Genomic DNA, 19,300 nt, shown 5'->3' on the forward strand with positions numbered 1-19,300 from the left:
TTCAATTTTTTAGTAGTTCTAAAATGATTCATGTAGATATGAACTAAAACCTAATTAACTTTAAGGCATATTTATGCATTTAAAAGAAACACATAGCGTACCTGAAGAAATATCACCTTTGAGGTTACAGGAATATGGGGTAGGGATATTTCAGCGAATATCAACTAAATCTGCGTTAAAGAAGGCTATTAAGAAAGAGTTGGTGCTGGTTGATGGTATTGTGGCTACTACTGCGACTATGATTGTTGGTGGGGAGAGCATAGTGTATCTGCATCCATCAGAAAATAGAAAAAAAACAAGACTCATTTTAAATCTTGATGTAATTTATGAAGATGAGTACTTGGCTGTAATCAATAAACCTGCTGGAATATTGGTTAGCGGCAACGGATTTAAAACCGTAGCCAATGCGCTTCCTCAGAATTTAAAAAAAAGTTTTGCCGTTGATGCTGTTTCTCCGCAACCAGTTCACCGTTTAGATTATGCTACTACAGGTATGCTTTTAGTGGGCAAAACAAGTAGTTCTATAATGAAGTTGAACCAGTTATTTGAACATAAAGAAATAGAGAAAATATATTATGCAGTAACTATTGGAGGTATGGATGCCGACGGAAGTATAAATAGTGATATAGATGGTAAACCTTCTAAATCTTCTTTTAAAGTTTTAAAATCAATTGTATCTGAACGCTTTATATGTCTAAACTTGGTGAAACTGAGTCCGCATACCGGCAGAAGACATCAATTGAGAAAGCATATGTTATCTATTGGAAATCCTATTTTGGGTGATGCTACCTATTTTTTGGAGGGATTACAGTTAAAAGGGAAAGGTTTGTATTTGCATGCGAAGTCGCTTCGGTTTCAACATCCTATTACAAATGAAGAAATACGCATATCATCTAATCTGCCTAAAAGTTTTAAGAAACTATTTACTGATATCGTATAGATGTACTAACCGAAAAAGCGCCGCAGTGATTAAATCACTACGGCGCTTTACAACTAACCAACCTAAAAACTTATTTTAATTTCTTCTGCTACTTCTAGTCGCTGAACTTGTTCTTGAACTAGAGCTTCTTGACGGAGCTTTGCTTACCGACCTAGAGCTTGAACTTCTGCTTACTGTACTTCTAACTGGGCTCTGAGTTGCTTTTCTAGCTACGGTACTGCTTCGTTGAGTACGAGTATTTGATGCAGTTCTAGTGTTCGTACTTCTACTAGCAGGTTTGTTATACGTAGTTTTACTTCTTTTTACGGTCGTACTTCTTGGTGTACTGGTTACTTCTCTTTTAGTAACTGTTCTACTTGGTGTGCTACGTATTGCCGAATTATTACTTCTCTTAACCGTACTATTATTCGATGAACTTCTAGTAGCTGTTCTATTTTGAGCAGTTCTGCCATTATTGGTATTGCTACGTTTTACAGTAGTTGATCTATTTACTGTTGAGTTTCTGTTTGCTCTTGCTGTATTGTTAGACGCTAAACTTCTGTTGGTTCTTAGTCCGTTATCTCTTCTTGCAACACTTCTATTACTTCTGTAATCGTTATTTCGAACTGCAACTCGCTTATCATTTCTGTAAATAGTAGATCTGTTATTTCTAGCATTGTCATATCTATGTTGTCTACCGATATTTACATAAGCCTTTCTATAATTGTTTCTATATGGGCTATAGTAAGAATATCTTACTGGTGTATAATACCTTCTGTATGGGGTAGTGTATACAAAGCTAAAACCTACTGCTGGTCTTACAAACCATCTATGAAATGGACGGTATACATAGTTTCTGTTATATATGTTGATATAACCAGTATGGTAATCATAAAAACCACGGTTGTTATAGAATACATTCATTTGACCAACACTACGTACACGGTTATTTCTATAGTTGATATCTACATCGCCAATCTGACTTACACGACCATAATAGTCATAATAAATAGGTACATTTTCAACTTGAATTACCGCACCGTAATCATCATATTGTGCAAACGGACTATAATCATAACCAGAGTTAAACGTTACACCGTTTTTGCGTCCTGAAACTTGATTTTCAATATAAAAATCAAATTCGCCATCTGGGTAAACAGAAAATGTAATTCCGTTTTCTATAAAAATAAATGAGTTTTCGTATCGATAAGTATTGCTGTTGGCAACCTTATCTTCACTAATACCTGTAGCGAAAACACCTGTGGTGCTAAAAATCATCGCTGAAAAAAGGAGTATAAAGTTCTTCATAATATAAGGTTTAAATCTGCCCCTTAGGCAGTTGTTCTAAATGTAATTATTTACATTCTCTTAGTACATTACAAACAGCGTGCCAAAAAACAAAACCTTTGATTATGCAATTGATAATCAAAGGTTTAAATATAAAAATGAAATTTTATTTTTAGATTTTCTAATTTAATTTCTCTTTTAAATAGCTTGCGGTATACGATTTTTTATTTTTTGCAACCTCTTCAGGGGTGCCCTCAGCAAGTAGTTGTCCGCCATTTTCACCACCACCTGGTCCGAGATCAATGATGTAATCAGCACATTTTATAAGTTCGATATTATGCTCGATGACCACAATAGAATGTCCTTTTTTAATAAGGGCATTAAATGATTTCAATAATTTTTGAATATCGTGAAAGTGTAATCCGGTGGTTGGCTCATCAAAAATAAATAGTGCTTTGTCTTTTGTGCTTCCTTTAATTAAGAATGATGCCAGTTTAATACGTTGCGCTTCACCACCTGATAGGGTAGAAGATGACTGCCCTAAAGTTACATACCCCAAACCTACATCTTGTAAAGGTTTTAATTTGGTAACAATCTTAGTCTGCTCTCCGGTTTCAAAAAATTGAATAGCATCGTCAATAGTCATATTAAGAACATCATCAATATTGGCATTATTGAAAGTAACTTCTAATACTTCTTTTTTAAATCTTTTGCCGCCGCAAGTTTCACATTCTAAATGCACATCGGCCATAAACTGCATTTCTACCGTAATTTCACCTTCACCTTTACATTTCTCGCATCGACCGCCATCTACATTAAAAGAAAAATGCTTGGCTTGGTAATTTCTGATTTTACTTAATTTTTGATTGGCATATAGATTTCTAATATCATCATATGCCTTTATATAGGTAACAGGGTTAGACCGTGATGATCTACCGATAGGGTTTTGATCAACAAACTCTGCATGTTTTATATGATTGTATTTACCCTCTACCGATGTATGCTGACCAGCCTTTTCACCATAGCCACCAGTTTCTTTTAATATAATAGGATACAGTAATTTCTTTACCAAGGTACTTTTGCCACTACCAGATACTCCTGTAACCACAGTAAGCATGTCTAGCGGAAATGTAACATTGATATTTTTAAGGTTATGTTCACGTACACCTTTAATAGTTATATGATTTTTAGAAGTTCTGCGTTCTTTCGGAACCTTTATTTCCATTGAACCATTTAAATACTGTGCGGTAAGCGATTTCGATTTCAGAATTTCACTTAGCGTACCTTGTGCAACAACCTCACCACCATGTGTACCAGCTTCAGGACCTATATCGATGACCATATCGGCAGCTTTCATAATGTCTTCATCATGTTCGACCACTATTACGGTATTTCCTAAATTTCGTAGCGATATTAAAACTTCTATTAGGTTTTCGGTATCTCTCGGGTGCAAACCTATACTGGGCTCATCTAAAATATACATAGAGCCTACCAAGCTACTACCTAATGAGGTTGCTAAATTTATTCGTTGACTTTCCCCACCAGATAAAGTATTCGATTTTCTATTTATAGTCAAGTAGTTTAGTCCTACTTTATTTAAGAAGCTTAATCTGGTATTTATTTCAATTAAAAGTCTCTTAGCAATTGTAGCATCATTTTCATTTAGTTGAAGCTCATTAAAGAAAACAATCAATTTTTCAATAGAAAGACCTACTAACGATGAAATAGATGCTCCGCCAACTTTTACGTAATCTGTTTCTGGGCGTAGACGTTTACCGTTACACACATTACATTTTGTTTTGCCTCTATATCTAGAGAGCATCACTCTGTTCTGTATCTTATAACTTTTCTCTTCCAACATTCCGAAGAACTTATGAAGACCTATAAAATGTGCATTACCGTCCCAAACCAATTGTCGTTGGGCCTCAGAAAGTTCAAACCAAGGCTTGTGGATAGGAAAATCGAACTTGTAAGCAGAGTTTACCAATTGGTCTCTGTAGAAACTCATACTTTCACCTCTCCAAGCAAAAATAGCATTCTCAAATACAGATAAAGCAGTATTGGGTACTACTAAATCTTCATCTATACCTATTACATCACCATAACCTTCACATTTTGGGCATGCTCCATAGGGGTTGTTGAAACTAAATAGGTGAACATTAGGCTCCAGAAAGGTCATGCCATCCAGCTCAAACTTATTACTGAAAGGCGTTTGTATACCGTCTGCCAATTCTTCAATAATACATTCGCCCTTACCTTCAAAGAAAGCCGTATCAACAGCATTAGCCAATCGATTATAAAAATCTTCATCCTCTTTGGTAATAATTCGATCGATAACCAAGTCGAACTTTTTACCAATATTTTTGGGTGCCTGGTCTATTCGCAGTACTTCATTTTTATGCTTAATACGTGCATATCCTTGTTTAGAAAATAACTCTAAAGACTTTAAAGCATCTCTATCATCACGAATGGTAATAGGGGCTAAAAGCAATAGTTTTGCACCTTCACCATATGTCTTCACATGATTAACAACGTCTGTAACGGTATGTTTTTTTACTTCTTTTCCAGAAATAGGAGAGAAGGTCTTACCGATACGAGCATATAAAAGTTTTATGTAATCATATATCTCAGTAGTGGTACCTACCGTTGATCTAGGGTTGGTAGAGTTTACCTTTTGCTCTATGGCAATTGCCGGTGCAATGCCTTTAATATAATCGACCTTTGGTTTATCGAGTTTACCTAAGAACTGCCTTGCATATGAAGAAAGACTTTCTACATATCGTCTTTGACCTTCTGCATATAAGGTATCAAAAGCTAAACTAGATTTACCAGAACCAGATAAACCTGTAATTACTACAAGTTTATTTCGTGGAATTACAACATCTATATTTTTAAGGTTATGCAGTTTTGCCCCTTTAATTATGATGTTTTCTTTCGGATTTACTTCGGTGAGTGTAGGCATACAAATATCTAAGGATACAAAGATACGCTTTGACTTATTTCTGAACTAAAAAATGCCAGTTATCTAAAAATAGTAGAAGAAATTTTCACATTATTATAAGAGTATTTATTTTTTTATATCTTTGGGATCTCATAAAAATTCAATTAGCCTATAACGCAACATTACTTTTAAAAGTTAGAATTTAACCACAAGACCCTAATTCATTAGAATTTGGGGCTGCATTTTAACCCTATAAGTAACGTTATGGTAGTACAAATTGAAGATTCCCAATTAGTAAAACAATACATTCAAGGAGATGAACGAGCGATCGAAGCCCTAATCAATCGTCATAATTCTCGCTTAACAGGTTTTATCTACTCTAAAGTAGGTGACCGCGAACTTACCGAAGACATTTTTCAAGATACATTTATGAAAGTTATACGTACCCTTAAAAAAGGTGCCTATAATGAAGAAGGTAAATTTTTACCTTGGGTAATGCGAATTGCGCATAACTTGGTTATAGACCATTTTAGAAAGCACAATAGAATGCCAATGTATAATAGTAAAGAAAGCTATAATATATTTTCATTACTTGGTGATGACAAGTTGAATGCAGAAAAGCAATTGATCAAAGAACAAATTGATTCTGATTTACTTCGTATGATCAAAGAGCTGCCAGAAGATCAACAAGAAGTTTTAGAGATGCGTATATATAAGGATATGAGCTTTAAGGAAATTTCTGATAATACAGGTGTGAGTATTAATACTGCTCTAGGCAGAATGCGCTACGCTTTAATTAACTTGAGAAAGCTGGTAGAGGCCAATAATATAGTTTTAACGAATTAATTGGTCGCAGGTCGAGTGGATCTACTATCTTCATACTTGTGTCGTTCTTTAGATGAACCTAAACAACACCTAGCATGGAAAAATTATACACAACAGATCAGAATAAAACCAAATTAGTAAAAGCAAAGCCGGAAACAATTCAGTTTTTGCTTTCTTATTCTAAATCTTTAAATATAACAGAAGTAGACGGATTGCAGTTTGAGAGTAATTTAAACTAAAACAGTCTTTACATATATATATATAAACCCTTAAGCTTTGCTTAAGGGTTTTTCTGTTTTAAAAAGGCTTATTTCTATTATTTACTGCCGGTAAACATTGTTTTGCTTGTAAGGCAACCTAGTTTTATATATCATATTATTTTTAAGTATTGTAATACAGGGCTAATAATTAAAGGCATTTACATCATTTTAACCTTTCCTACAATTTGCCGCTGAACTTTCTGAAATACTATTTATTGTATCGAAACATACTTTTTCGATGTTTCACATCAAAAAAGCGCAGTTTGACAACATACTTTTTCTCACAGCCCCCCTTTTATCTAGTTTTATATCAGAAATAAGAAACAAACCAATTAACTAACAAGATTTTCCCAATCTTAACCAATAAAGAAAATAACTCGTATGAAACTACAAATTGAAGACTCAGAATTAGTTAAGGATTATATCAACGGTAACGAAGGTGCCCTTGAAATTTTAATTAACAGACACAATCAACGTATTACTAGTTTTATCTATTCGAAGGTTTTAGATAGGGATATTACTGAAGATATTTTTCAAGATACTTTTATTAAGGTTATTAAAACTTTAAAAAGAGGTAAGTATAGTGAAGAAGGTAAATTTTTACCTTGGGTAATGAGAATTTCTCACAACCTTATTATCGATCACTTTAGAAGAAACAAAAGAATGCCAATGTTTGAAGGTAGCGATGACTTTAATATTTTCTCTGTAATAGGAGATGATAAGTTAAATGCCGAAAAACAATTAATAAAAAATCAAATCGATACTGATCTTAGACAATTGGTTGAAGAATTACCTGACGATCAAAAAGAAGTTCTTTTAATGCGTATCTATAAGGATATGAGTTTTAAAGAGATCTCCGAAAACACTGGGGTAAGCATTAATACTGCATTAGGGAGAATGCGTTATGCATTAATTAACCTTAGAAAAATTATAGAAAAAAACAATATCGTTCTTACCAATTAATTTGAGGTTGAAAATTAAATAAACAATATTTCCAAATTTGTTGCGTTATTTTAATGTAACAACATAGGAAGTATGGAAAAAATTTACTCTAATTACCAAGAACAGACCGGATTTAACAAAGTTTGTCCGAAGACAATAAACTTCTTATTGAGCTATTCACAGGCTTTATTTGAGTTTGAATACGAAGATTTAGAATTCGAAACATTTTTGAATTAATAAAAAAGCCCGCATTAGCGGGCTTTTTTATTTTTATAGTAGTCGTTTAGTACTGTTTTTCTACCAATAGTCTTAGTAATAATATCTTTATCCATATCCCAGCCTCTTGCCGGTGAATATTCTCGACCATACCAAATTATTTGTAAATGAAGGTCGTTCCAAATTTCTTTAGGGAATAATCGCTTTGCATCTTTTTCAGTCTGCACCACATTTTTTCCGTTGGTAAAGCCCCATCTATATAGTAATCTATGAATATGTGTATCTACAGGAAATGCCGGTATACCAAAAGCTTGCGATACTACAACACTTGCTGTTTTATGGCCAACAGCCGGTAATTCTTCTAAATATTCTAATTCTTTTGGTACCTTCCCATTGTGTTTATCAATTAAAATATGAGATAACCCATGAATTCCCTTGGCTTTCATTGGCGATAAACCTACAGGTTTTATAATTTCACGTATTTCTTCTACGCTTAATTTTATCATATCATACGGGTTGTCGGCTTTGGCGAATAGGAGGGGGGTAATTTTATTTACTCTCACATCAGTACTTTGTGCTGACATTAATACTGCAATTAATAACGTGTACGGATCTTTGTGATCTAGCGGCACAGGAATTTCTGGGTATAACTCTTGAAGTGTAGAAATTGTAAATGCTATTTTTTCGGCTTTCGTCATTAATTGTTTAATTTTGATTGCAAATATTTAAACACAAATTTATAAAACTTCATGTATGAATACGTTAAAAGTTGGTGATAAAGTTCCTTCGTTTTCTGCCAAAGATCAAGATGGCAATACCATTTCTTTAAAAGACTATACAGGTAAAAAATTAATTGTTTTTTTCTACCCTAAAGCCAATACGCCTGGTTGTACAGCTGAGGCGTGTAATTTAAGGGATAATTATAAAGAATTACAATCTGAAGGGTATGAACTTTTAGGTGTAAGTGCCGATTCTGAAAAAAGTCAGGCAAAATTTAAAGAGAAATATGACTTTCCATTTCCATTATTGGCAGATGAAGATCATAACGTGCTTAATGCTTTTGGTGTATGGGGATTAAAGAAATTTATGGGTCGTGAGTATGAGGGTATCCATAGAAAAACTTTTGTAATTGAAGGTGATGGGGTAGTGGTAAAAGTGATTGATAAGGTGAAAACCAAAGATCATGCAGCTCAGTTATTAGAATAGAATTACACTTTTTTTAGAATAAAAAAACGCCCATTGTAAATGGGCGTTTTTAATTATTATTAATTTGATAATCAACTATTTAAGTCAACTATTGTTCTTCTGGTTTTCTAGTAAATAATTGCTTTTTCTTAATGATTTCGGCAATACCTTCAGGTAGCATTTTTTCCCATCCTTCGTCATTGTTCATTAATTTTTTAAGAACATCTCTAGAGAAAATATGCATTACTTCTGGTTCGTAGTCTATAATGTCCATAACCTTGCCATTATACTTAAAGAACTTGTATAATTCTTTCATACGCGGGTGAACCTTAACATTATTACTTGTCATAATCTGACCCGTATCTGGGTTCTTCATTGGGTATAAATACACCTGTAAATCTTTAAAGAATAATTTACCGAAAGCTTCTAGTATACCACCACTTAAATGACGGTAATATTTTTCATCGAAAATATCTACTAGGTTATTAACACCCATGGTCAAGCCAATTCTGTTTTTGGTATAATTATTAAAGTATTCTACCAATTTGTAATATTCTTGAAACTTAGAAATCATAACCGAATGCCCTAGTGAGCATAGTAATTCTGCCCTGTCCATGAAATCTTGTTCATCAATTTCTCCTGATGCTTTTAGGTTAGAAAGTGTGATCTCGAATATTACAATTGTATTATTTTGATCCACCCCTTTATCGCGAATGAAAATGTCATATGACTTCTCAAACATGTCTAAATTTACTTTGGTAACAGGTCTAAAACTACCACGTAAAGCCAAGATATTCTTTTTGTAAAGAATGGCTGCAGGTAGTAAGTTATTGCCGTCAGGACCGAACATAACGGCATCTGTCATGTCATTTTTAATAAGTTGCAAACTCATTAAACGATTATCGACCTCTTTAAAATTTGGTCCAGAGAAATTGATCATATCAATCTCTAAGGTATCTTTATCTATATGGTCATATAGATATTTCAACATTTTTTTAGGCTTGTCATATTTATAAAACGCCCCATAAATAAGGTTTACCCCAAGAATACCAAGTGTTTCTTGCTGCAATCTTGCCTCATTCTGTTTAAAACGAATATGCAAGACTATTTCATCATACTCTTTCTGCTTTGAATCTAGTTGATAACGAATACCGATCCAACCGTGACCTTTATAGCGTTTAGAGAAATCAATAGTCGCTACTGTATTCGCGTATGAAAAGAACAATCTGTCAGGGTGGTTTTCGCGACTAATACGCTCTTCCATCAATTGCATCTCATAGTCAAGCATGGTTTTTAATCGCGCTTGGGTTACATATCGCCCATCTGTCTCAATACCATAAATTGCATCACTAAAATCTTTGTCGTAAGCACTCATTGCTTTTGCAATAGTACCCGAGGCACCACCCGATCTAAAGAAATGACGTGCGGTCTCTTGTCCGGCGCCAATTTCTGCGAAGGTTCCATATATATCCGGATTCAGATTTATACGAAGGGTTTTTGCTTTAATAGAGGGAATATTTTCAAAAACACTATCTCTTTTTAATACCGATGCCATTTTTTACCTGTTTAGCTTTGAACAAAGTTATAAAGAATGGTTGTTACAAAGGGCAATAGCCAGAAAAAAATGGAATAACTTTCGGTTATTGTTTTTATTCCCTTTTAAATACAGTGATCTTATAATTTTCAATTGCCATTTTTATTAAAAAGGAATTAAATTTGTAGCACATGATTAACAACTTACGTGTTACATTTTTAGGAACTGGAACTTCTCAAGGTATTCCAATAATTGGAAGTACACACCCTGTATGTTTAAGTGATAACCCAAAGGATAAAAGACTACGGGTCTCTGTTTTACTTTCTTGGGATGATTATAACTATGTTATTGATTGCGGACCAGATTTTCGCCAGCAAATGCTTACCCATAATGTTCGTCATTTAGATGGAATCTTATATACCCACGAACATTCTGACCATACTGCAGGGCTTGATGATATACGCCCTTTTTTCTTTAGACAGGGTAATATTCCTATTTACGCACATAAAAGGGTGGTGGAGTCTTTAAAAACACGTTTTGGGTATATATTTCAAGAAAAGAACAAATACCCAGGTGCACCGACAGTTAATATCAACTTTATTAATAATAACGAGTCTTTTAAGATCGGTAATAGCAAGGTTATACCAATTAATGTCTTGCATAACGAACTACAGGTCTTCGGCTTTAGGTTAGGAGATTTCACGTATTTGACCGATGTAAAATCGATTGAACACAAAGAAATAGAAAAAATAAAAGGATCTAAGGTGGTAGTGGTCAATGCACTTAGATTAGAGCCACATATTTCTCATTTTAATTTAGAAGAAGCTATAGCCTTTATTAAAGATGTAAACCCAGATAAAGCATATTTTACACATATAAGCCACTTGCTTGGTTTTCACGACGAAGTAGAAAAAATACTTCCGAAAAATATACATTTGGCATACGATAATTTAACTATTACTATATAACTATGAAGAGCAAAATATACCTTTATTTATTTCTATTTGTATCCTTAATCTGTTTATACCTAGTGGTAAGTAGTGGCAATATGACTAAAGCCAATGCTAAAACAATTACAAGACTAGAGCGTAAAGTGGAAAATTTGAAAGACTCGGTTCAAAAATCCTCTTTGAAAGTACTTGATATGCAGTATTTCTCTTTAGAGAACAATGACGACGCACTTGCTTATTTCGAACATTTAGATTTAAAAAATCCCGCAGCATACGTTGCCGATAAATTATTGGAAACAAATGCCCAAAAAGGGGATAATCCATTAGTGCCATATGAGGGAATGCAGAGCGAATTTAAGATTAATAAAATAAAAGTATTGAATCATAAATGGATACTTACCGACTTTTCTGATGGTAAATATTGGGGAGAATTATTGATCAAATATGAATTAAAAGATGATCTAGGGGTGGATTTTACCTTGATAGATCACCTTTTATATACGCGTAGTAACTAGATTTTATCTGAAATCCATTTTTTAAGGGAGTAGAAATTTTGCGGTGCAACACCATGCCCTGCAGGAAACTCTTCATATACATGTTTAATACCTAAAGATTGTAGTATTTCGGGGGATTTTCTTGCCCAATCTACCGGTATCACTTGGTCCATATCGCCATGAGAGCAATAGAAATTAAGATTGTCGAAGTTATTATCCTTATAAGAATCAATTAGAATTTCTTCATTAATATATCCGCTTAAAGCGATAATATTCTTTACTTTTTCAGGATATGATAATGCCACTGCATAACTAAGAATGGTACCTTGACTGAAACCTAAAAGGTTGACATTATTTTCATCTAGCCCATAAGTAGAACAGGCTTCATCAATGAAATTCTTGATTTTGTCACGAGATTCAATGGCTTGATCATCATCACTCCATTTTCCTTTTTCATCATCAAAATTAATGGCGTACCAAGCATACCCATAAGGCTGCAATATATAAGGCGCACGAACGGCGATAATACATAGTTCTTCTGGTAGTTCTGGTGCGAAAGAGAATAAGTCTTCTTCATTGCTACCGTAACCATGCAGCATAAAAAGTACTGGTGGTTTTTTATCGGTTAGACTAGAAGGTCTAATGATATGTTCTAAAGATAGGGGAGCTGTTGTCATTATATTATTTAATAAAAGTGAACCATTTTTGAAAGTAAGGTCCCAAAACGGGAACTTCTTGTTCTTTGTTTGCCAATAGGCCTATAAAGGCATAAAACCAAAGTACAATATAAAATATGTATAGCCCGTAAAAGCCATACTCATTACCCCATTGTGCATTTAATATGGCAAAAGCAAGAAAGATAATATGAAGTCCGAAAGCCTGTCTTGTGTGAAAACGAGCAAATTTGTTTTTTGGTTCTGAATTCATACTAATCGCAATTAGTGCGCCTACAATTGTAAGATAAGCCACAATAGCAGTTGTTTTTCCTGGTAATTCGGGAGCTTTCTCCATGTTACTTATTTAATACTAATTGGTTATTTGCAATTGATCCAACTACTTTTCCTTTCATTGGTTTGCCTATTGTGATGGAGTTTTTGCTTGAGCTTAGAATCTGATCTTTTGAAAATTCATAAGTGTCATCTGTAGTAAAAAGAGAAAGGTTTGCTGGTTGTCCAACTTTCAATTCTGGCTCTTTCATTCCAAAAACTGATCGTCCTTTTGTAAGCAGTTCAATAGTGTCTTCAATACCTAATAGTTCGTTCAACATACCAAAGGTACTTTCTAGACCTATGGTGCCAAAATCAGCATTGTCAAACTCTACATGTTTCAGTTCAACATTCAATGGTGTGTGATCAGATGTTACCAAATCTATAGTTCCGTTTTTCACTCCTTTTTGAAGTGCCTTTAAATCTACTGCCGTTCTCAGTGGTGGCATTACTTTATATTGTGTGTCGAAATCTTCTAGCTCACTATCGGTAATAACAAGGTTGTGTGCTGCTACGCTGCAGAATACTTGCAATCCCTTTTTCTTGGCATCGGCTATCAATTTTACAGAACTTGCCGTAGAAATGGTTGGGATAAATAATTTTCCGCCTGTATATTCTAAGATAAATAAATCTCTTGCAATCTGTAATTCTTCCGCTAGGACAGGTATCCCTTTTAGTCCTAATTTGGTACTAGTAATACCTTCATTAACGATGCCTTTGCCAGCGATGCTTTTATCTAACGGAAAAGAAAATACGAGTCCGTCGAAATTCTGAGCATACTGCAACGCAATTTTTAATAGGTTGGCATTTGCCATTGGGTGCTTGTAGTCATAAAAGCCTAATGCACCAGTATTTTTCATGTCATAAAGTTCTGCAAGTACTTCGCCATCACCCTTTACAGTTAAGTTGCCTAAAGGGTGTAAACCAGTTAATTGATTTTTGGCAGCATTTTTTAAATAGACAATATCAGAAGCTGAATCTGGTGTTGGGTAGCTGCTGGTATTTAGGACGACATCTGTAAATCCGCTTTTGGCAGCCGTTAACAATCCGTTTTCAATAGTTTCTCTCTCTTCATACCCAGGCTCACCAAAACTAACGCCGCTATCAAACCATCCTAAAGAAACATGTAAATTTTTAATATCGATGACCTTTATTTTACCGCTTGGCTCTAAAGTAGTTTCAATAGCATCTATAACTCCGTTTTTAATAAGAATATCCCGCTTCTTTAAATGAAGACTCTTTGTGTTCCCATTTACTATCGTAACTGATTTTAAAAGTATATTCATAGGGTTATGGCTGGTTCGTTACTAGTTTATTTTAAGAATCTTTGAAGTGCCGTTTCTATTAAAACAAATGCTAATGCTAAAATAGCAAACCATTTCCAAAACTCGTTTATGGCATTGTTTTTTTGACTTTCTAAAAAGAAATTCGATAGTGATGTATCGCTGTTATTTTCTGGTAAAGTAGCGTAAATTAATGCACTCTCTTCTCTGTTGTTATTAAAACCGATGCTTCTAATGGTTTTGTTATTATGCATAATTTTATAGATGCCGGCTTCTTTCGGATTCTCTATAAAATTGACCTGTACTTTTTTTGGCAATACGCGCTGTTGCGGTATGAACTCATTGGTTTCGTTGGCGATTTTAATGATATCGTCTTGCTGTAAGGTAATCGGTAATTCTATTTCAACGTCAGTGCCAATAGTTGCATACAGTGGCGGTAGCTTTAAACTGTTCATACCCATATTGTAAAATGCAGGTACTATTAAAGGTGAATTTTTGAAATTTGAATTATCGCTACTAATCGCTGCAGTAAAGAAATACCCATTTTTATTCCCTATTAAAAACGGCTCTTTATTTTGAAAAGAAAGTGCTGTCGGTGCTTTAGAATTAATTTTGAAATATTTTTTTACAGTAGGAAATTGAAAATCGTTAACCTTTTTATCAAACACATTTATAAACAAAGGATGTGCTGTTTTTACCTCGGAAATTGCAATCTCTTGTGATACTCCGTTTAAAAATCTACTATTGAAATATGCGGATGTTAATTCGTTATAAGAAGCTATATCGCCATCAACTGAGGGAATCAAAACGAAACTGCCGCCATTATTACTTAAAGACTTCAGAGCGGTATTAAGAGCGCTTGGTATTTTTTGAATTTCGTTAAGTATAACCAAATCTTGATTCTCTATAGTGCTGTAATTCAATTGATTTAATGTACTTTCTGTAAGGTTAAAATCATCTTCGGTATAAATACGCCTTAAGAAATCTGCCGACGAATCACCGATTGCCAATACCTTAATTTTTGATTTCTTATCAATATTAAAGAAGAATTGGTTGTCATAATCCAAGCCGGCATCTGTAATAGTTACCTTGCCTAAAACAACATCGTTGGCGTTGACAGTAAACCGGACTTCAGCCGTATTACTAGTATCAAATTTAGCAGATGTTTTAGCGATAAGCTTGTTATCGTTGTATAAAGAAACCGGTATAGTTTCATCATTAGCATTGGTAGATAGTAGCGCAACCAATTCAATATTATCATTAGTCCGTTCGGCAATAAATACAGAATCAATAGACGTATTCGTAATTGGTGCGTTAGAAGGCTTTATGTACTGAATATTGATATTCTTTGTCGTATCAACCTTGCTAAGGTCTCCCATACGTTGCTGAAAATCTGAAATAACCACTAGGTTTTTTTGAGATGCGGCATTATCGCTGAAATAGGTATTTCCTTTTAAAATAATTTTGGTAACACCCAACTGATCGGCAGTAACGGTAAGATTTAACAATTCGTTTTGAATATCTTTTACTTCAACATCTTTAAATACTTGTTTGTTGGTGAATAGAGTAAAGCGCTGGTCTTTGGGTATGTATTTTATAAAATCTTGTATGGTGTTTTTAAAGAGGTTGCTATTTTCAATTTGCCCGTTCATACTAAAAGAATCGTCTAAGTAGAAAACAGTTTCTTTTTCTTGAAGTGCATCGTCATTTGCAATAAATGGCTGTGCAAATGCTAGTACTAAAGCTGCTAATAAGCCCATTCTAGTAAAAAGTAATAACCACTTTTTTAAGGTGCTGCTTTTTCTAGATTCAGAAACTACTTGTTTTAAGAACTTTACGTTGGTAAAGGGCGTTTTCTTAAATCGGCGTAATTGAAAAAGGTGAATAATGATCGGAATGAGTAGTAGTAAAAGACCCCAAAGAAGTTCTGGATATTTAAATTGCATTCCTGATTTTGCTTATGCCAAAGATAATTATTTTGAATTTAGAAGCTTGTGAGAATGCAACTATTATTTTTATGAAGATTAGTTAGCAAAAGAAAAAATAATCTACAGCAGGTTTTAAATTCAATTCTTTAAAAAAAGAGGTAATGCTCATTTGGTCTTCTTCATTGGCAACCGTAATCATACACTTTGTATTTTTTATATTTTGAAGTACGTTGAAGTGTTCAAGGCGTACACCATAAATATCTTTACCGATTTTCTTTTCATTATCGCAAACCCAATGAAAGTTAATATTCTTTTCTACGAGCGAGTTGGCAATAGTTTTTCCTTTTTTACCAGCGCCCCAAACCACTAAGTTGTTTGTTGGTTTAAATTCTAATTTTAAAAAGTAATGAAGCTTTATATCTAAAAAATAATTCTGTGCATAGTGCTGGCTTGTTCGTGATGTTCGGTTATCATAATCTCTCCAATAGTGCAGGGTAGTGGAGCAGGGTATACATTTCAATCCGTATTCATAGAAACGAAAAGCAAGGTCATAATCTTCAGGGTATCTGTCTTGCATAAATGCTCCGCAGTTGTCAAAGTCTTTTTTATGAACCATCCAACAGGGCGATGGTATTACACACTCTTTATATATCTCTTTAAAGTTTTCACCGGTTGCAGTCAGTTTGTTGAGCCACTTCTCGTAACGATTGTAGCCATCGTTTACTCCCACCTTAGAAAAATACTTGACTTTACCCACGGCGAGAGATCCTAGACCTTCTTTTACCAAAGAATCGACCATTATTTTAATGCGGTCTTTGGTCATGTGGTCATCGGCATCCATACGAGAGATAAAATTACCAGAACTATTTATGTACGCTTTTCTGAGAGCGGTTATAATGCCCGATTCATCATTAGAGAATATTTTAAAACGATCGTCTTCAGCAGCAAATTTATTTGCAATTAATAGACTATTGTCGCTAGAATTATCATTTACCGCAATGACTTCCCAATTTTTATAGGTCTGATTTTGGATGGATTTCAGACATTCTTCAAAATATTCTTCAACATTTTTAAAAGGAATCAATATACTCACTAGCGAATTTACCATTGCGGCAAGGTAATAAATAACTGAATTTCAACCTTTTCATTTCGTTTGAAAAGTTTAGAAATAAATGAGTTGAAAAATAATTAAGAAAAGGCTTTAATAGATAAGAAAACCTTTATATATTTGCACCCGCATTCAGGGAATACCTGATGAGGCACTCAGGAGAAATGGCAGAGTGGTCGAATGCGGCAGTCTTGAAAACTGTTGAGGGTCACACCTCCGGGGGTTCGAATCCCTCTTTCTCCGCTTAGAGCAAAGCTCAATATCGTTAAGATATTGGGTTTTTTTCTTTTACGACATGTTGAAAACATAGTTTTCATAAATGGAGTGAAAGAAAAAAGACCTAAAATTGTTTTTACAATTTGAGCTTTATTGTCATGTTCGGAGATTGAGGGATGCACAGGGTGAATCCCTTGTCAATAATAATTTAAATATCCAGGTTAGAGAATTATCTCTGATGATATCCTACGTAAGCGTAGATAAATTCAACTGATGTTAACCTATTCTTTCAATTTTTCAATTTCGTTATTATAACTTTTTTATAGTCACATCATCCTTTATATATTCAAAAAATAGTCTCTAGTTATTTTATAGTTTTAAGAAAAATTTGTTGGTCTTTCAAAAATAGAAATGAAGTTTAATCTTTATTTAAAACTGGGTAGAATTGTATATTTACAACAGCTATTTCTTCTTAAATAAATAAAAATTAAAGTACTCTTGCACAAAGCAAAACTGAATATTGTATGGTTGAAACGTGATCTACGTTCGCAAGATCATGAACCTTTGTTCAATGCTGAAAAAGCAGGTATTCCATATATAATTATCTACTTATATGAACCAACTCTAATACAATACCCAGATACCAGTTTAAGGCATTTACAATTTATTTATCAATCTATCTTAGATTTAAATATAACCTTAAAACCGTATCAAAGAAGTGTAACGCTTTTTTATGGTGAAGTCGAGTATATTCTTGAATACCTTAACGATCATTTTCAAGTTAATTCACTTTTTAGCTATTGTGAAAGTGGTATAAAATTGTCCTGGAAGCGAGATAAAAAAGTAAAGAAATTTTGTAAGACGCATGGTATTGATTGGCAAGAATTTCAGCGTGACGGTATTATAAGAGGTATTAAGAATAGAGAGGATTGGAGTAAGCAATGGCACTCGAAAATGCATCAGCCTATCATTAGAAATAAGTATTCGGTATCTGATTTAGAGCTATTAGAACATCCCTTTTTATTGCCACAAGAGTTTCAGAATAATTTAGAAAAAACCAACAGTAATTTTCAACCTGGCGGCGAACAGAATGCCTTACGATATTTAAAATCTTTTGCCGCCAAAAGGGGTAGTAATTATCAAAAACATATTTCAAAACCAACAGAAAGCAGAAAAGGGTGTAGTAGATTATCGCCATATTTAGCTTGGGGAAATATAAGTGTAAAACAGGTATTTCAATTTGTAGGTACCCACCCGAACGGAACAAAGAATAATCGAGCATTTTCAGCCATGTTAACTAGATTGTTTTGGCATTGCCACTTTATTCAAAAATTTGAGGTGGAATGTAGGTATGAAACAGCGTGTATCAATAGAGGGTATGAATTATTAGTACATGAAAAAAATGATGTATTTATTAAAGCCTGGAAGCTAGGTTTAACGGGTTATCCATTAGTTGATGCTTGTATGAGAGCTGTAGCGCAAACAGGATGGATAAATTTTAGAATGAGGGCAATGGTAGTTTCATTTTTAACACTCAATCTAGATCAAGATTGGAGAGATGGCACCTATCATTTGGCTAGGCAATTTTTAGACTATGAGCCTGGTATACATTATCCTCAATTTCAAATGCAGGCTGGTACAACTGGTATTAATACTGTGCGCTTATATAACCCAGTAAAGAACTCTCAAGAACATGATCCTAACGGTGTATTTATAAAAAAGTGGGTTCCAGAACTTGTGAACGTTCCAATTGTTCACATTCATGAACCTTGGAAAATGACAGTTTTAGAACAGTCTTTCTGTGAAGTTAGTATTGGTGAAGATTATCCATTACCAATTGTAGATTTACAAGAAAGTGCACGGGTTGCAAGAGAAAAAATTTGGGAGCATAAAAATCATCCTGCTGTTCAAAAAGAAAAATACCGTCTGCTGAAAACTCATGTAAATAATTCAAAGACCGATTTAAGGTGAAATGCTTAGTATTGAAAGACTTTTGCCGTACCTAAGTTTTAAAATTTTGATTATTATTTTTTACACTTTTTACCTTCTAAATAAATAGGCATTCTATAAAAAGTATAACTGTCCAAAGTGTAGTTCTTAACCAATTTTTTCGAACTAATGATAAGAGTACCTTATGGTCAAATTCATTATTGATAATACGGTTGTGTAGTGGTACAAATTGTAACATTGTAATCACCCAAACAAAGATTATTAAAATTAGTTTTA

The 19,300-nt window shown here is 33.8% G+C and carries 18 protein-coding genes and 1 tRNA gene; 10 read left to right on the plus strand and 9 right to left on the minus strand.

All coding sequences use genetic code 11. The features are described 5' to 3' along the window. Positions 1–73 precede the first annotated feature (73 nt). Positions 74–940 carry an RluA family pseudouridine synthase gene (locus CLV90_RS09600; protein ID WP_133687270.1) on the plus strand — a complete coding sequence of 289 codons (867 nt, stop codon included), beginning with the start codon at positions 74–76 and terminating at the stop codon, positions 938–940. A gap of 75 nt (positions 941–1,015) precedes the next feature. Here the strand turns inward: CLV90_RS09600 and CLV90_RS09605 are convergent, their stop codons facing one another. Together CLV90_RS09605 and uvrA are read right to left on the minus strand one after the other, a co-directional pair. After that, the gene (locus tag CLV90_RS09605; protein WP_133687271.1) at positions 1,016–2,227 is read right to left on the minus strand and encodes a hypothetical protein; all 1,212 of its coding nucleotides are present in this window, start codon (positions 2,225–2,227) and stop codon (positions 1,016–1,018) included. 160 nt (positions 2,228–2,387) lie between these two features. Further along, entirely contained in the window at positions 2,388–5,168 is a 2,781-nt protein-coding gene (uvrA, locus tag CLV90_RS09610) for an excinuclease ABC subunit UvrA (RefSeq protein WP_133687272.1), read from the minus strand. A gap of 243 nt (positions 5,169–5,411) precedes the next feature. On the opposite strand from uvrA, the gene CLV90_RS09615 reads away from it, so the two are divergent. From CLV90_RS09615 to CLV90_RS19250, 4 genes are all read left to right on the plus strand, one after another. After that, on the plus strand, positions 5,412–5,993 hold the full coding sequence (locus CLV90_RS09615; RefSeq protein ID WP_133687273.1) for an RNA polymerase sigma factor: 582 nt from the start codon (positions 5,412–5,414) through the stop codon (positions 5,991–5,993). Positions 5,994–6,067: 74 nt separating this feature from the next. Then, complete coding sequence (locus CLV90_RS19245) at positions 6,068–6,211, plus strand: hypothetical protein (protein ID WP_166638562.1); 144 nt, start codon at positions 6,068–6,070, stop codon at positions 6,209–6,211. A gap of 402 nt (positions 6,212–6,613) precedes the next feature. Next, positions 6,614–7,195: an RNA polymerase sigma factor gene (locus tag CLV90_RS09620; RefSeq protein WP_058103181.1), complete on the plus strand. Its 582-nt coding sequence runs from the start codon at positions 6,614–6,616 to the stop codon at positions 7,193–7,195. A gap of 72 nt (positions 7,196–7,267) precedes the next feature. Further along, entirely contained in the window at positions 7,268–7,411 is a 144-nt protein-coding gene (locus tag CLV90_RS19250) for a hypothetical protein (protein WP_166637476.1), read from the plus strand. A gap of 14 nt (positions 7,412–7,425) precedes the next feature. Here the strand turns inward: CLV90_RS19250 and CLV90_RS09625 are convergent, their stop codons facing one another. After that, the gene (locus CLV90_RS09625) at positions 7,426–8,088 is read right to left on the minus strand and encodes an endonuclease III domain-containing protein (RefSeq protein WP_133687274.1); all 663 of its coding nucleotides are present in this window, start codon (positions 8,086–8,088) and stop codon (positions 7,426–7,428) included. A 55-nt stretch (positions 8,089–8,143) separates the two neighbouring features. On the opposite strand from CLV90_RS09625, the gene bcp reads away from it, so the two are divergent. Further along, positions 8,144–8,596 carry a thioredoxin-dependent thiol peroxidase gene (bcp, locus tag CLV90_RS09630; protein ID WP_133687275.1) on the plus strand — a complete coding sequence of 151 codons (453 nt, stop codon included), beginning with the start codon at positions 8,144–8,146 and terminating at the stop codon, positions 8,594–8,596. 88 nt (positions 8,597–8,684) lie between these two features. Here the strand turns inward: bcp and CLV90_RS09635 are convergent, their stop codons facing one another. Next, on the minus strand, positions 8,685–10,130 hold the full coding sequence (locus CLV90_RS09635) for a nucleotidyl transferase family protein (RefSeq protein ID WP_133687276.1): 1,446 nt from the start codon (positions 10,128–10,130) through the stop codon (positions 8,685–8,687). Between the two features lie 170 nt (positions 10,131–10,300). Here CLV90_RS09635 and CLV90_RS09640 point away from each other — a divergent pair, with 170 nt between their 5' ends. Then, positions 10,301–11,077 (plus strand): MBL fold metallo-hydrolase, encoded by a 777-nt coding sequence (locus tag CLV90_RS09640; protein ID WP_133687277.1) that lies wholly within the window; start codon positions 10,301–10,303, stop codon positions 11,075–11,077. Positions 11,078–11,079: 2 nt separating this feature from the next. Continuing rightward, positions 11,080–11,574: a hydrolase gene (locus CLV90_RS09645; RefSeq protein ID WP_133687278.1), complete on the plus strand. Its 495-nt coding sequence runs from the start codon at positions 11,080–11,082 to the stop codon at positions 11,572–11,574. Here CLV90_RS09645 and CLV90_RS09650 read toward each other — a convergent pair. The 5 genes from CLV90_RS09650 to CLV90_RS09670 all read right to left on the minus strand — a co-directional run bounded on the left by CLV90_RS09650 (position 11,571) and on the right by CLV90_RS09670 (position 16,858). Next, positions 11,571–12,230: an alpha/beta hydrolase gene (locus tag CLV90_RS09650; protein WP_133687279.1), complete on the minus strand. Its 660-nt coding sequence runs from the start codon at positions 12,228–12,230 to the stop codon at positions 11,571–11,573. The two genes, CLV90_RS09645 and CLV90_RS09650, sit on opposite strands and share 4 nt — an antisense overlap. A 4-nt stretch (positions 12,231–12,234) precedes the next feature. Continuing rightward, positions 12,235–12,564: a hypothetical protein gene (locus CLV90_RS09655; protein WP_133687280.1), complete on the minus strand. Its 330-nt coding sequence runs from the start codon at positions 12,562–12,564 to the stop codon at positions 12,235–12,237. A gap of 1 nt (position 12,565) precedes the next feature. After that, positions 12,566–13,825, minus strand: coding sequence for a dihydroorotase (locus CLV90_RS09660; RefSeq protein WP_133687281.1), 1,260 nt, complete (start codon positions 13,823–13,825; stop codon positions 12,566–12,568). A gap of 26 nt (positions 13,826–13,851) precedes the next feature. Next, positions 13,852–15,768: a BatA domain-containing protein gene (locus tag CLV90_RS09665; protein ID WP_133687282.1), complete on the minus strand. Its 1,917-nt coding sequence runs from the start codon at positions 15,766–15,768 to the stop codon at positions 13,852–13,854. Between the two features lie 82 nt (positions 15,769–15,850). Continuing rightward, on the minus strand, positions 15,851–16,858 hold the full coding sequence (locus CLV90_RS09670) for a glycosyltransferase family 2 protein (RefSeq protein ID WP_133687283.1): 1,008 nt from the start codon (positions 16,856–16,858) through the stop codon (positions 15,851–15,853). Between the two features lie 158 nt (positions 16,859–17,016). Between CLV90_RS09670 and CLV90_RS09675 the strand changes: the two genes are divergently transcribed. Both CLV90_RS09675 and CLV90_RS09680 read left to right on the plus strand, forming a co-directional pair. Further along, a tRNA-Ser gene (locus tag CLV90_RS09675) sits at positions 17,017–17,101 on the plus strand. 471 nt (positions 17,102–17,572) lie between these two features. Further along, positions 17,573–19,045 carry a cryptochrome/deoxyribodipyrimidine photo-lyase family protein gene (locus CLV90_RS09680; protein ID WP_133687284.1) on the plus strand — a complete coding sequence of 491 codons (1,473 nt, stop codon included), beginning with the start codon at positions 17,573–17,575 and terminating at the stop codon, positions 19,043–19,045. The last annotated feature ends 255 nt before the right edge of the window (positions 19,046–19,300 follow it).

It is taken from the genome of Maribacter spongiicola (assembly GCF_004364165.1).
Lineage (GTDB): Bacteria > Bacteroidota > Bacteroidia > Flavobacteriales > Flavobacteriaceae > Maribacter > Maribacter spongiicola.